The organism is bacterium (assembly GCA_023135785.1).
In the GTDB taxonomy this organism is placed as follows: Bacteria; CAIJMQ01; CAIJMQ01; order CAIJMQ01; family CAIJMQ01; genus CAZNJA01.
Genome location: JAGLSL010000003.1, coordinates 1 through 12162 on the forward strand (window position 1 = coordinate 1; position 12162 = coordinate 12162).

Genomic DNA, 12162 nt, shown 5'->3' on the forward strand with positions numbered 1-12162 from the left:
ATTAGCCGCATCCACATCCGCATCAACCATTACCTTATTTTTGGCAAGAACTGCAAATGAAGCGGTTACTACCGTTTTGCCTGTGCCGCCTTTACCGCTGATTATTAATATTTGTTTCATTTGTTATATCCTGAAATATCCTTCTGCCTCGGCAAAAACCGTATCGCCTATTTTTATTTTGGCATTTGCCTTATAAAAGTGTCTTGCAGTATCATCGGTAACCGCAATAACAATAAAATTTTCGTTCACGGGAAGACTTCTTCTGAAACTCACATTCAATTTAGCTGTTTTTAACGATAACCCGTCCTTTTGCAAAAACAGATTTACCATACTACAGTCGAGAATCGTAGTTATGATACCGCCGTGGACTATATCATCATACCCCTGATAATCCGAAGATATTTTGAACTCGCCTGTAAGCACACCGCCATGAAGAGAAAATTTCAATTTCAACCCGTGCGGAGAATATTCACCACAGCCAAAGCATTTATTGTGAAACTCTTTTATCATATATTATATTTCCCTGATGCATCCTGAGCTGCTAATACAATCGGATACATAGTAGGTGCACTTGTTAAACAGGGATGAGTTGCCATCTGCAAAGTTTCCAATTCAGTTAAGGAAACCCGTTGTTGTATAGCCATGCCAATTATATTAATCATCTCTCCAGCCGATATGCCGCCTGAAACTTGTCCACCCATAAGTATCCCTGATTGACGGGAAAAAATCAGTCTTACCTTTATTTTACTTACTCCGGGTAAACTTTTCGGATGTTTATCTACGCCTTCAGCATTGCCTGTAATGATTTCAAAACCTTCCTTCTTAGCGCTTGTTTGAGTAAGCCCTGCAGAACCTAAAACCAAACCATCTACATAAGTGGAATAAATTGCGATTGTCCCTTTATTTTCACGGACAACCTTTAACTGGTAAAGACTAGCGCCTGCGACTCTTGCTTCTGCGGTAGCGGTTGAGGCCAGCATAACTGCGGTGTCCCTTCGCGTATAAAAATCTCTTTTCCCCACGCAATCGCCCACCGCAAAAATATCAAAATCAGAAGTACGCATATATTCATCTGCCCATATCCCCTTACCCTTGCCCAAATCCAAACCCGCATCAGTTGCAAGCTTTGTATTAGGAACTGCCCCTATCCCTAAAATAATACTATCTACTTCTAACTTTTCGCCGTTTTCAAACCGCACTCCTTCAACTTTCTCTTTCCCTGAAATTTCTACAACTTTTGTGTTAAGAAGAATTTTGACGCCTTTATTTTTAAGCTTTTCTTCAACCAACAAAGAAAAATCTTCATCAAAAGAATTTGCTAACAGGCAGGGCAAAGTTTCCACTAAATACACATTAATACCCTGTATCTTTGAAATTTCATCCGCGAACTCTACACCTATAAATCCCCCGCCGATTATTAAAACGTTTTTTGCCTTTTTAATCTCTTCAACACAGGTTTTAAGATAATCCATATCTTTGTATAGAGGATACACACCTTTTTTATCAATGCCGGGGATTTTCGGAATAACAGGAGAAGAACCCATGGCTAAAATCAATTTCTCGTATACATACTCATTACCATTTTTTGTTTCTACGCTCTTTTTCTCTCTGCCAATCTTAGTCACCTCATCATCTACCACTTCAATATTATTTTTTATCAGACTATCTGTTCCTAAAATATTATCTTGGGGATTCTTTAAGCTAGAGAACATATAGGGAATACCGCAGGGAATACATCCAGTAGTTACATTTTTTATCACCAAAATATTCTTATCCGGATAATATCTCCTGGCTGTAACAGCACTAACCATTCCAGCAGGACCTGCGCCAACAATAAGTATATCTACTTTTTTATTCATAGCATCTCCTCCTTAATTAAGTTTTCCATCTCTAATCATATTAAAAACATCCTGTACATTTAGACTCTTCTACAATCGGCTTAGGTAAATAAACTTTTTCCCTTTCTTTAATTTCAGACTTTAAGAAAATATGAGCATTAGGTTCTTCAATGTCACAATCCAGAAATTGGATCCCGTTAGAGATAGGTTGCCCAAGGCAACCGTTAGACACCTCAGATATTTTATCTCTAACGGGATGGATCGGTTCTTTTAATGACAAAACAAGACTTGTTGATACCAAGGTCTTGCCTCTGTACCGCCTTTGCCGCTTACAATAGTAATAATCATTTATTTCCCTTTGCTAACCAATCGTCTCCAAATTGTCTGTTTAATTTTAAATCAGGATTCATTCTTTCAACCTCTTGTCTACTAAAAGAAAATTTATATTCATCGCAGTAAGACGTAATTACTTTATAAGCCCAATTTATATTTTTAGTTTTCTCTAAATATTCTTGATTATTGGATGTTTTATCAGGATGATATTTTTTCATTAATTCTCTATATTTTCCTTTAATCTCTTCTCTATTAGTTTCTTCACCTAACCCTAATATTTTTCTAGCTTTATCAATCATCTCAAATTTATCCAATTCACCTACTCCTTATTCCCTTCCACTCTTTAATATCAAATTTTCAATCTTAGCATTCAATTCTTTTGCTACAGGTGGACACTTAATCATAAAGATAAAAAAGACCGGATAATCGCTACCGTATAAAGACTCGAAATTGCCCTGTCCTTTGCTTATTATCATATCTGCGTTAAGAAAAATATCTGAAAACTCCTTAGAACAAGAATTTAAAAAAGTTCCGGGAGCATCTGAACCATTTGATATTATTTCCGCATACTTATCTATCCCTGCCTCTATAGCATCCTCTTCTAATGCATCATTTATCGCAGGATAACCTCTTACTGCATAATATGTTTTTTTATCTTTCGGCATTTCTTCAAGCAATACCCTGTCAAAAACAGTTTCACCTGCATTATCTCCAAGATAAAGAATCGTTTTTGCATTATTTAAAGCATTTGTAAATTGCCCGTAATCAAAAATCGCAAATTCATGATTTGAGATATCTTCTAATTTTCTGTTTATTGTTGCAACATCATTTACGGCAAGGTCTATAACATTTCCTATAGCAGCAATTTTAACCGCAGAAGAAAGGGCATCATCCGCTTTGGTAACTTGTTCTTTTAGATACGGATACATACCAAGAGCCAACTTTTGTGAATCCTGCTTAATTTTTTTATATGGATCTTTGTTAGAAGTAAGTTCTCTTATAATTTTATGAATCTTTACAGCCATTTGCGGAGGAGAGGCCTCAAAAGAAAAATCCGGAATGATTTTACAGACTTCATCTATAATTTTCTTCTGCAACTTCTCATCAGCACCTGTAATTCGCGCCGATTCAATTGTCTGTTTTAAAAAACAGGGGATGCAATCCAAATGAGTTTTCATTCTATAAATTCCTCTTTAATTAAACCTTTAATCAGTTCCATTTTTAACCCTCTTAACTTTTACTTTAAATTTTAATCCATCCCAATTATGAATAATCAATAATTAATTTCCCATGAAGATGGTCTATTTCATGTTGCAATACTCTTGCCAAAAGTCCTTCGGCTTCTATCTGAACATTTTTCCCTTTCTCATTTAGTCCTTTTACTATAACTTCATATGACCTTTCTATTTCAACAGTAAAATCCGGTATACTTAAACAGCCCTCTACCATTTTATCAACTCCCCTTACCTTGATAATTTCAGGATTGGCTAATTTTATAGTTTTTTCTTCAACTTCCGCAACAATTAATTTTTCCGATATGCCAATCTGTGGAGCAGCTAACCCAATACCATCAAAACATTTCATGGTAAAAAGCATTTTTTTGAAAAGTTCCGTTTCTTTATCGGTAATCTCTTCCACCCCAATAGAATTCTTTCTTAAGATTTTATCAGGATACTTTTTTATTACTAATGATTCTATATCATCAATTTTCCTCATAACATTAAACCTTACCTCTTCTTTTTAGTGTATCTTTATTGCTTACCGGCTTAACCTTCTTAATTTCGGCTTCATAAACAGATACTACATTTAAACCTTCAAAGTATGTTTTTATTTTATCTAATTCTTGTTTAGGCAAAGGATTTACCCTACATGGTCTAAGTGGCGTGTTTATTTGAACTTCGTCAGGATTAATCTCTCTTGCTATTCGTGCAATTTCACTTGCGTGTTTTTTATTCTGCTCTATAAACATTATCTGTAAAGCTAACTTTCCCTGATAACCTTTTTTAAATTCTCTTATCCCTTCTAAAATACTCTTAAATTTTATTGCTTTAGCAGACCTATTAATTTCTTGTAAAGATTCCGTAGAAAAAGCATCTAATTTAGCTACTACAAAATCCGCCAAGGATAGCTCTTTCTTTACCTCATCGTTATATAAGAGAGTTGAATTAGTCAAAACTGCAACCGGAACCTTACGACTTAATTTTATTGCTTTTATTGCCTCTCCTAAATTTTTCGCCAAAATTGGTTCTCCTCTTCCGGAAAAAGTAATATAATCTATTTTTGTATTAGGCATTGATTCCAATTCTTCAATAACCTTTCCAACAGGAACATAAATCTTCCTTTCAACCGTATATTTTACCGCAGAGCCAAGCTGACAATAAACACAATTAAAATTACAAATTTTTTCTTTCTGTGAGAGCAAATCTATACCCAAAGAGCTTCCTAATCTCCAAGAAGGCACCGGACCATAAATATAATTAAATACCTGTTTCATCATCTAACTCCAAGGTTTTCTGGCATTGTAAATCCGATAAATAAATCATCATTTTCCCTCTTTAATATAGGGTTTAATCATGTTTGCAATTTCTGTTTCAGAAACCGCTCCAATACTTTTACCTACAATTTTACCGTTATCAAATACTACCAAAGTTGGTATACTCATAACTTCATATTTTGCAGCAGTATCAGAGGCTTCATCTATATTGGTTTTGCATACTTTTATTTTGCCTTCGTATTCTTTGGCTATTGATTCTATTGTCGGCGCAAGCATCTGACACGGCCCACACCATTCAGCATAAAAATCCACCAAAACAGGCAATTCTGATTCCAATACTTCTTGTTTAAAATTTACATCTGTTATCTTAATTTCCATTGTAACACCCTCTAATTCTATTTTTTACTTCTTCTCACAAATAACAGCGGAAACACAATATCGCTTACACAACACGGGAGCAAAACCGCAATAAACAAAAACAAGCCAATTATTGAATATAAAAACCATTTTAAAGACCCACCACCCAATGCCATAATGATATGGAATAAGGAAGCCCACGTACTAAGCAACACATGCCCAGCGTGCGGGAATTTTGTCTTTGGCCAAAAATAAGCTGTAATTATTCCCGCTATAGCCAATGGGTTTACCAACCACCATTTCTCAATAAATCCCAAATGAATGCCTCTATTAGGCATATTTAGCATTACTTCACCTATATAGGGAATAATTGAATCGCTCAACGTAGCGATACCCACCGAACCTATATAACCAATAATGAGTAAAATCCAAAGATTGCATTTGCCGCTTATACATTTGCCGCTTATGCGCTCACATGTATGGAGTTTATACATAGATGCAGTAACTAATGCGCTTAAAAACACATGTAAAGGATGGAGCACATAAAATATATTATATGAAACTTTATAAGATAATTTTAGCGAAACCACCATAATAACTATTCCCGTAATCGCTCCAAAGGTAGTAAAAGAAGCATGTTCTTTTAATTCCGCCAAAATTTGTTTAAACATTCGTTCTCCTATATTTTTATATATGACATTTTACACAGTTTTTCTCATCTCTTACTTCAATTTATTTATACAATCTCTCGCCGATATTGCTGCAATAGTTGCCTCTCCGCAGGCAACATCTATCTGGCGAACTTTCTTTGAACGCACATCTCCTACTGCATAGATGCCGTCGGTTTTTGCCTTCATATCATCATCTGTCTTGATGTAATCTGCTTTGTCCATATCAACAAGGCCCTCTAAAAACATAGAATTAGGCAAAAATTCTACAAAGGTTACACTTTTCGCATATTTAAGAATCGCTTCTCCCTCTTGTAATCCAGAATTGCCGCAACCTATAACAGCTACATCCTTATCTTTATAAAGAGGACCGTCGCAGATTGCGCAATAAGATACTCCCCTGCCTTTAAATTTCTCTTCACCGGGTATCCCTAATTTCTTAGAAATACTCCCGGAAGCCATTATGAGTACGGAGGTCAAGTAATTTCCTTTTGTTGTTTGAACTCTCATTTTGGAATCCCTTCTTGTTGTTTCTGTTTTTTTATTCCGTCCAGCATAACACAAATATTGTGAATAACCTTAATGTCATTTTCCTTGCAAAACTTTACAACTTCTTGGCTTTCAGCACCCGGCTGAAGCCACACCCTTTTTATACCTTTTTGTAAACATTCTTTTAAGATATCTTCAGTTACCGATGGCGGAGTAACTATATCAACAACATCTACGCTATACGGAATATCGCTTATTGTTTTATAACAAACTCTGCCTTCCACTTTGCTAATATTCATATTAACAGGGAAAACTTCATAGCCTTTTTCTATTAATGTTTTAAAAATCTGATAGGCGTATTTTGTCTCATTTCTGAATGAACCTACTACAGCAAAGCTCCTTTGGTTTAAGAAATCTTCAACTAATTTCTGCATTTCCATATTCTAATCCTTAAATACTTCGTCCAATATATCTGTTATCTGTTTTTTGCTTTGAATACTGCTTGTTGCTTTAACGACTTTACCATTCTTAAAATAAACAGTAAAAGGCAATCCCATAAATTGAGCGCATTCCGGCAAATCCCTGATAAAAGAAGCAGCTGGAATATCAAAATCCATATCTCTGAACTGAACATGCGGATATTTCGACTCCAATTCCTGCATGACAGCAAAAACGGGAATACACATCTGCCCCATTCTTCCGCAACAAACGGCAACTTTTTCATTGTTCTCAATTAACTCTTTAAGTTGTTCTACTGTTTCAATATGCTTTAAATTAGTTTGAAGCATTTATCCCCCCTCCTTATTTTTATGTGTTTTCATTTGTAACATGTATCAAAAAACCAAAATTAACCACACTACTTTCTTCTCTTCAGTATCACATAATTATCCATAAGATTAACTTCACTTATAAAATAGCTCTGCAGATTTTTGCTTTCGCCCATAAGTGTATCCACATGAACCATTTTATCATCCACGATAACTCCAAAAGTATCTTTCAAAACAGATTTGCGCATTTCTTTTACTATACTTATCGCTGGAATACACATAGGTATCGCCTCTATCCCCTTTTTTGGTAATAATACTTTGCTGATTTTTTTAGTTGACATAGTTAAGTACGAAAAACTTTGTCTATTTTTTCCCAAATTCCCTTTATACTTTCTGTTAAAGGACTATCGGTATATTCTACTACGGATAATTTCCGCATTTGGGCTTCTGTAATTTCCTTGCTATAAGGTATCACCCCTAAAAATTGCGAATTATATTTCCCTGCTAATTCTCTTATCTTCTGCGTCAATTCTTCATTTAAATCATATTTGTTCACTACAATGCCGGATTTAACTCCAAAATGGTTAATTACATGTAATACCCTTTCTAAATCATGCACGCCTGAGACGGTGGGTTCAGTAACAGCCAAGGCATAATCAGCTCCTGTAATAGAAGATATTACAGGACATCCTGTGCCGGGAGCCCCATCCATTATGGCTTCGGTTCTCTTATTCTGCTCGGCAAGCAGAGCAGCTTTATCGCGAACCAAAGTAACTAATCTGCCAGAATTCTCTTCAGCTACCCCCAACTTAGCGTGGCTCATTGGACCATGTCGAGTATCAGACAGAAACCATTCGCCGTTTATCGCAGGTTTAGTTTTTACAGCTCCATATTCACAAACTAATTTACACACACCACATCCTTCACAAGCTATCTTATCGATTCTATATCTCTTTTTACCTTTCTCTTCATATTCCTCAATAGCAGAAAACCTACAAGCTTGCTTACACTTGCCGCATTGAGTACATTTATCTTGGTCTATTTTTGCTTCTACTCCACCACTAAAAAAACCTCTCTCCTTTATTTGAGGTGACAGGATTAGATGTAAATCCGCCGCATCCACATCGCAATCAGAAATTACAGCTGATTTTGCCAAGGCAGTAAAACACGCTGTTAGAGAAGTTTTACCTGTCCCTCCTTTACCGCTAATAACTACCAATTCCTTAGGTTTCACAGCTCCAAGAGCGCCGTATTTCTTAGCTTTTTCGGGAATTTTCTTATCAGACAACTTTTCTTTTTTTGCTAACTTGGGCACTTTTCTTTCCTGCTGGGATAAGGTTAATACTTTATCCGCTAATTCCTCAAACATCTCTTTTATTTCAGGAAATTGCTCTACTGCCAACTCACCCCGAGAATAACTCTCGGCTATTCTGCGCTCATCAGGAATTTCTCCTATAATTTCCAACTTTTCCTGGGAACAATATTCTTTTAAAGCATTATCCATATATTCAGCCCTATTCACTACTATTACCGGCTCCTGGCCTATTTCTCTTGCCATATCCACAGAAAGCTTTAAATCATTTATACCAAAAGGTGTAGGGTCAGTAACCAAGACACATAAATCTACATCTTTAACTGTTTCTACTACTGGACAACTTGTTCCCGGAGATGAATCTAAAATATTTATTCCTTCTCCGGCATATTCCTTTACCTTTTTTACCAATCGTGGAGACATTCCCCCTTCTGCAGTTTCCAACAGTGCATAATATACCTTTATGTCTCTGCTTAACCCTTCTTTTATAATACCGATTTTTCTTTCTTTTTCAATAATTGCATCTACAGGACAGACAATTTTACATGCTCCACATACATGGCAAAGTTCTTTAAATATAAGCACCTTGTTTTTTATAACGGCGATAGCATTATATTTGCAAACTTCTGCACACCTGCCACAGGAAATACATTTTTCTTTGTCCACCTCCACAGGAGCAATCAAAGTAACGCTTTCCTCTTTATTTATAACCGGCTTAAGAAACAAATGCCCGTTAGGTTCTTCTACATCACAATCTAAATAGCGAATTTGACTATATTTCTCAGATAATACTTTTGCCAAATTAGTAGCTATAAAAGTTTTACCTGTCCCGCCTTTACCACTGGAAATGGCAATATCTACTCGTTTTGTTTCTTCGCTCATTACCTTGCTCCTTCCTCATAGAACTAAACATTTTGTTTGTAAACCAGACACTTTAAATGGCGTTTGAAATAGTGTTGGATCATCAATAATATCGCTATACTTACAAAGAAAACTATACTGGCTTTCCAAGAAAAGCCATTCATAGCAACTCCCAAAGCTGTAGCTAAAAAAGTTTAAAACATATACTGTTCCTATAACCGTCTAAAACCGGCAAAGGATTATCATAATTTACCCATCCACATTGCTGGCAGATAAGTCTCCTTTGCCCTTCAATGGTCCTAAATTTTAAATAATGCCCGCATAAAGGACAAAATTTATACTTTCGCTTCATTTGCCTCTTTGCCCCCTATCTTATGAGCTTTTAACCCGTAAGCCTTCTCTATGTTAATAATCTTTTCTGTAAATATTACTTTAGGGAGTTCATTGATATTGAGTTTTTGGAATCCTAACTTTTTAAACAGAGAGGGTTTTGAAGTAAGCGCAAAAACAGAAGGTATATCCAATTTTTTCGCATCGGCGATACAGCCCCTGATTAACTTTGTGCCAATTCCTTTACCGGTATGTTTAATCCCAACAGCTAAAGCGTAAATTTCTGAACTTCTCCTGTTCCAGATTCTAAGCGCTACACATCCTATAACCTTCCCCTTTATGTCACAGATAAAATAGTCTCTTATTTTGCTTTCTATTTCTGCAAGCGATCTGCAAAGCATCAAGCCCTGTTTAGAATATTTACTTATTAATTTATGTATCTCTTTTACATTGCTTATAGTTGCTTTCTTAATTGCAAATTTTTTTCTTTGTTCCACTTGAGTGTTTTAATGGGATAAATATTTAACAAACCTATTGTTTTCATCAACCAAAACAATTGTTGGCTTTACTCTTTTTTCTAAAAGCTCAAAACCGGCTATGATAATTTTGTGTCCTTTCTTGATTTTCTTGGCAGCAGCGCCATTCATACAAATTCTCCCAGAGTTTTCTTCTCCCAAAATGATATAAGTTTCCAACCTTTCGCCATTAGTAACATCCCAAACCTGAACTTTTTCTCCTTCTTCAAAGCCAGCTTTTTTCACCAGTATAGAATCTATGGTAATACTTCCAATATATTCTACTTTTGCATCAGTCACGATTGCATTATGGATTTTACTTCTCAAATACCATCTCATTTTTATCCGCCCCTCACTACGCATTTATCTACATAAGAAGACGCCAAATCGCACATTTTTTGCAATGTTTCTATGTAATATGGTTTAATTTCTGCAAATTTAGGGTCCAAAATCTCTCCTTTATTAGAAAAATTCTGGAGAGCGTATTTTTTTGCTCCTTTAATAGATTTTGCTATTTTTTCTATATCTTCTTCCGTATGTAGCGTCGGGACAACCGTAGTTCTAAATTCATAATCCAGTCCCGAATTCATTATTATTTTTATGGTTTTTTTTATTCTGTCCAGCATATATTTATTCCCAACACCTATAGAACGGGCATATGCTTCAGAATCAAGAGGCGCTTTTATATCCATTGCTATATATTCCACCAATTTTTTGTCAATTATTCTTTGAAGCATTTCAGGAAATGTTCCGTTAGTATCAAATTTTACCATTACGCCAATATCTCTAATTTTTTGAATAAATTCAGGCAAATCCTTAAAAATACACGGTTCGCCACCAGTAAGGCATATGCCGTCAACCCACTTCTTGTTTTTTTCCAAATAATCCTTAATTTCTTCAAACGTAATAGACTCCAATTTCTCGGGTTCAAGAACAAGCCCCCCATTATGGCAATACGGACAACGGAAATTGCAATATGGAGTATATAAAGTAGAAACTATCTTTCCGTCCCAATCTAAAAGCGAATTTTGTATAAATCCTTTTATTTGTAATTTCACTTTAAGCTCTGTGTTTCCTTTTTTTTGAAAATATATAAACCTAATTTTTCATGCGCATTTTTAAAAATACAAAGATTTGTCTGATTGACCATATTTATTATTTCGCTACCTGATATATGGGTATGCGGGAATATAGCAATAATTCCTTCAGATTTTAATACTTTGCAGCATTTTTCTAACAACCCATTTTTATTATTACCAATATGTAATACATCAAACAAAAGAACCATCTCCACGCTCTCTTCTACTAACGGTATATCCCCATCACTGCAAATTAAAACTATGTTCTCAATTTTTAATTTTTCTATTTCATCACTGATTTTCTTCAGCTCGTCTTTTTCTTTATCTAAAGCATATACCTTGCTTCCTTTACCCAAAAACTTTGCTATAGGAAGAGAATATCTTCCCCCTCCACAACCAAAATCAAGAATTTTCATTCCTTTTTTTATATCCAATGCTTCTATTACTTCTTCAGGTAACGGTCTTCTTTCCATGTTTTTTTAAACTCCGATGATAGCCCCAACTCCTACACGAACAAAATCATTTCCGAAATTTTCTTTAAAAACCTGGATAGCTTCTTCTCCGGTACAATGCGTAGGACCAACTTTTTCAATTTCCAAGTCTTTCATTTTTTGAGCGATAATTTCTACTTCCCTAATATCCTTCTCAAGAAGATGGAATCCGCCTAAAACCATAAAAATTTTATCTTTTGGAAATCTTTTCTTTACGGTTTCAACAATATCAGTAATCAATGGATGTGAGCATCCCGTAACAACAACTAATCCTTTTTCTGTCTTGGTAACAATTGCTTGTTCCGAAATGGGCTCTCCTGCGTATTCGCCTTCAATTCTTCCCGTAGTGTATATCCCGTCGGAAATTTCGATAAATTTATCGTTATCAATAACCTTAGCGCCTAAAGATAACACCTTTTCTTTCAATTCATTACCAAAATCTGAAAGAAGATATGCTTCTATGTTTGAATTTTTCTTAAGAATAGATTCCAAACCACCGATATGATCGTAATGGTCGTGGGATATAACAAGTTTTTTTATTTTGTCCGCCTGCACTCCCATTTTTTTCATATTAAAATCAAGGACTTCATTGCTCTCACCCGTATCAAAAAGAATATCGTCATTAATC

20 protein-coding genes are annotated in these 12162 nt (G+C 35.3%); all 20 read right to left on the minus strand.

Annotation, left to right across the window (positions count from 1 at the left end; genetic code table 11):
* Nucleotides 1-120: (4Fe-4S)-binding protein (locus KAS42_00375; GenBank protein ID MCK4904688.1), on the minus strand; the 120-nt coding region annotated here is incomplete at its 3' end.
* A gap of 3 nt (nt 121-123) precedes the next feature.
* Nucleotides 124-510 (minus strand): hypothetical protein, encoded by a 387-nt coding sequence (locus KAS42_00380; GenBank protein MCK4904689.1) that lies wholly within the window; start codon nt 508-510, stop codon nt 124-126.
* Complete coding sequence (locus KAS42_00385; GenBank protein ID MCK4904690.1) at nt 507-1859, minus strand: FAD-dependent oxidoreductase; 1353 nt, start codon at nt 1857-1859, stop codon at nt 507-509. The genes KAS42_00380 and KAS42_00385 overlap by 4 nt, the downstream gene beginning before the upstream one ends.
* A 323-nt stretch (nt 1860-2182) precedes the next feature.
* Entirely contained in the window at nt 2183-2485 is a 303-nt protein-coding gene (locus tag KAS42_00390; protein MCK4904691.1) for a DnaJ domain-containing protein, read from the minus strand.
* A 12-nt stretch (nt 2486-2497) separates the two neighbouring features.
* Nucleotides 2498-3349 carry a DUF89 family protein gene (locus KAS42_00395; protein MCK4904692.1) on the minus strand — a complete coding sequence of 284 codons (852 nt, stop codon included), beginning with the start codon at nt 3347-3349 and terminating at the stop codon, nt 2498-2500.
* A gap of 85 nt (nt 3350-3434) precedes the next feature.
* The gene (gene def / locus KAS42_00400) at nt 3435-3887 is read right to left on the minus strand and encodes a peptide deformylase (GenBank protein MCK4904693.1); all 453 of its coding nucleotides are present in this window, start codon (nt 3885-3887) and stop codon (nt 3435-3437) included.
* A gap of 4 nt (nt 3888-3891) precedes the next feature.
* Complete coding sequence (locus KAS42_00405; protein MCK4904694.1) at nt 3892-4665, minus strand: radical SAM protein; 774 nt, start codon at nt 4663-4665, stop codon at nt 3892-3894.
* Nucleotides 4666-4713: 48 nt separating this feature from the next.
* Nucleotides 4714-5043, minus strand: coding sequence for a thioredoxin (gene trxA / locus KAS42_00410; protein ID MCK4904695.1), 330 nt, complete (start codon nt 5041-5043; stop codon nt 4714-4716).
* A 17-nt stretch (nt 5044-5060) separates the two neighbouring features.
* A complete protein-coding gene (locus KAS42_00415) occupies nt 5061-5693 on the minus strand; it encodes a hypothetical protein (GenBank protein MCK4904696.1) in 633 nt (210 codons plus the stop codon).
* Between the two features lie 51 nt (nt 5694-5744).
* Nucleotides 5745-6200 carry an FAD-dependent oxidoreductase gene (locus KAS42_00420; GenBank protein MCK4904697.1) on the minus strand — a complete coding sequence of 152 codons (456 nt, stop codon included), beginning with the start codon at nt 6198-6200 and terminating at the stop codon, nt 5745-5747.
* Nucleotides 6197-6619 (minus strand): CoA-binding protein, encoded by a 423-nt coding sequence (locus KAS42_00425; GenBank protein MCK4904698.1) that lies wholly within the window; start codon nt 6617-6619, stop codon nt 6197-6199. Before KAS42_00425 ends, KAS42_00420 begins: the two co-directional genes overlap by 4 nt.
* Before the next feature lie 3 nt (nt 6620-6622).
* Complete coding sequence (locus tag KAS42_00430; protein MCK4904699.1) at nt 6623-6967, minus strand: thioredoxin family protein; 345 nt, start codon at nt 6965-6967, stop codon at nt 6623-6625.
* A 68-nt stretch (nt 6968-7035) separates the two neighbouring features.
* Nucleotides 7036-7227, minus strand: a complete 192-nt coding sequence (locus tag KAS42_00435; protein MCK4904700.1) for a CooT family nickel-binding protein — start codon at nt 7225-7227, stop codon at nt 7036-7038.
* Between the two features lie 62 nt (nt 7228-7289).
* Entirely contained in the window at nt 7290-9140 is a 1851-nt protein-coding gene (locus KAS42_00440; protein ID MCK4904701.1) for a 4Fe-4S binding protein, read from the minus strand.
* A gap of 163 nt (nt 9141-9303) precedes the next feature.
* Nucleotides 9304-9471 carry a zinc ribbon domain-containing protein gene (locus tag KAS42_00445; protein ID MCK4904702.1) on the minus strand — a complete coding sequence of 56 codons (168 nt, stop codon included), beginning with the start codon at nt 9469-9471 and terminating at the stop codon, nt 9304-9306.
* The gene (locus tag KAS42_00450; protein ID MCK4904703.1) at nt 9455-9946 is read right to left on the minus strand and encodes a GNAT family N-acetyltransferase; all 492 of its coding nucleotides are present in this window, start codon (nt 9944-9946) and stop codon (nt 9455-9457) included. Before KAS42_00450 ends, KAS42_00445 begins: the two co-directional genes overlap by 17 nt.
* 9 nt (nt 9947-9955) lie before the next feature.
* The gene (locus KAS42_00455; GenBank protein ID MCK4904704.1) at nt 9956-10303 is read right to left on the minus strand and encodes an aspartate 1-decarboxylase; all 348 of its coding nucleotides are present in this window, start codon (nt 10301-10303) and stop codon (nt 9956-9958) included.
* 2 nt (nt 10304-10305) lie between these two features.
* Entirely contained in the window at nt 10306-11022 is a 717-nt protein-coding gene (locus KAS42_00460) for an anaerobic ribonucleoside-triphosphate reductase activating protein (GenBank protein MCK4904705.1), read from the minus strand.
* A complete protein-coding gene (locus KAS42_00465; GenBank protein ID MCK4904706.1) occupies nt 11019-11516 on the minus strand; it encodes a class I SAM-dependent methyltransferase in 498 nt (165 codons plus the stop codon). Before KAS42_00465 ends, KAS42_00460 begins: the two co-directional genes overlap by 4 nt.
* 6 nt (nt 11517-11522) lie before the next feature.
* A partial coding sequence (locus KAS42_00470; protein MCK4904707.1) for an MBL fold metallo-hydrolase occupies nt 11523-12162 on the minus strand: 640 nt, incomplete at its 5' end.

Bases quoted from the DNA above. Each gene is read 5' to 3' on its own strand.
- KAS42_00405 (MCK4904694.1), bottom strand. From the start codon at position 4,665: ATGAAACAGGTATTTAATTATATTTATGGTCCGGTGCCTTCTTGGAGA.
- KAS42_00430 (MCK4904699.1), bottom strand. From the start codon at position 6,967: ATGCTTCAAACTAATTTAAAGCATATTGAAACAGTAGAACAACTTAAA.
- KAS42_00445 (MCK4904702.1), bottom strand. From the start codon at position 9,471: ATGAAGCGAAAGTATAAATTTTGTCCTTTATGCGGGCATTATTTAAAA.
- KAS42_00455 (MCK4904704.1), bottom strand. From the start codon at position 10,303: ATGAGATGGTATTTGAGAAGTAAAATCCATAATGCAATCGTGACTGAT.
- KAS42_00420 (MCK4904697.1), bottom strand. From the start codon at position 6,200: ATGAGAGTTCAAACAACAAAAGGAAATTACTTGACCTCCGTACTCATA.
- KAS42_00465 (MCK4904706.1), bottom strand. From the start codon at position 11,516: ATGGAAAGAAGACCGTTACCTGAAGAAGTAATAGAAGCATTGGATATA.
- KAS42_00440 (MCK4904701.1), bottom strand. From the start codon at position 9,140: ATGAGCGAAGAAACAAAACGAGTAGATATTGCCATTTCCAGTGGTAAA.
- def (MCK4904693.1), bottom strand. From the start codon at position 3,887: ATGAGGAAAATTGATGATATAGAATCATTAGTAATAAAAAAGTATCCT.
- KAS42_00395 (MCK4904692.1), bottom strand. From the start codon at position 3,349: ATGAAAACTCATTTGGATTGCATCCCCTGTTTTTTAAAACAGACAATT.
- KAS42_00435 (MCK4904700.1), bottom strand. From the start codon at position 7,227: ATGTGTATTCCAGCGATAAGTATAGTAAAAGAAATGCGCAAATCTGTT.
- KAS42_00425 (MCK4904698.1), bottom strand. From the start codon at position 6,619: ATGGAAATGCAGAAATTAGTTGAAGATTTCTTAAACCAAAGGAGCTTT.
- KAS42_00385 (MCK4904690.1), bottom strand. From the start codon at position 1,859: ATGAATAAAAAAGTAGATATACTTATTGTTGGCGCAGGTCCTGCTGGA.
- trxA (MCK4904695.1), bottom strand. From the start codon at position 5,043: ATGGAAATTAAGATAACAGATGTAAATTTTAAACAAGAAGTATTGGAA.
- KAS42_00380 (MCK4904689.1), bottom strand. From the start codon at position 510: ATGATAAAAGAGTTTCACAATAAATGCTTTGGCTGTGGTGAATATTCT.
- KAS42_00415 (MCK4904696.1), bottom strand. From the start codon at position 5,693: ATGTTTAAACAAATTTTGGCGGAATTAAAAGAACATGCTTCTTTTACT.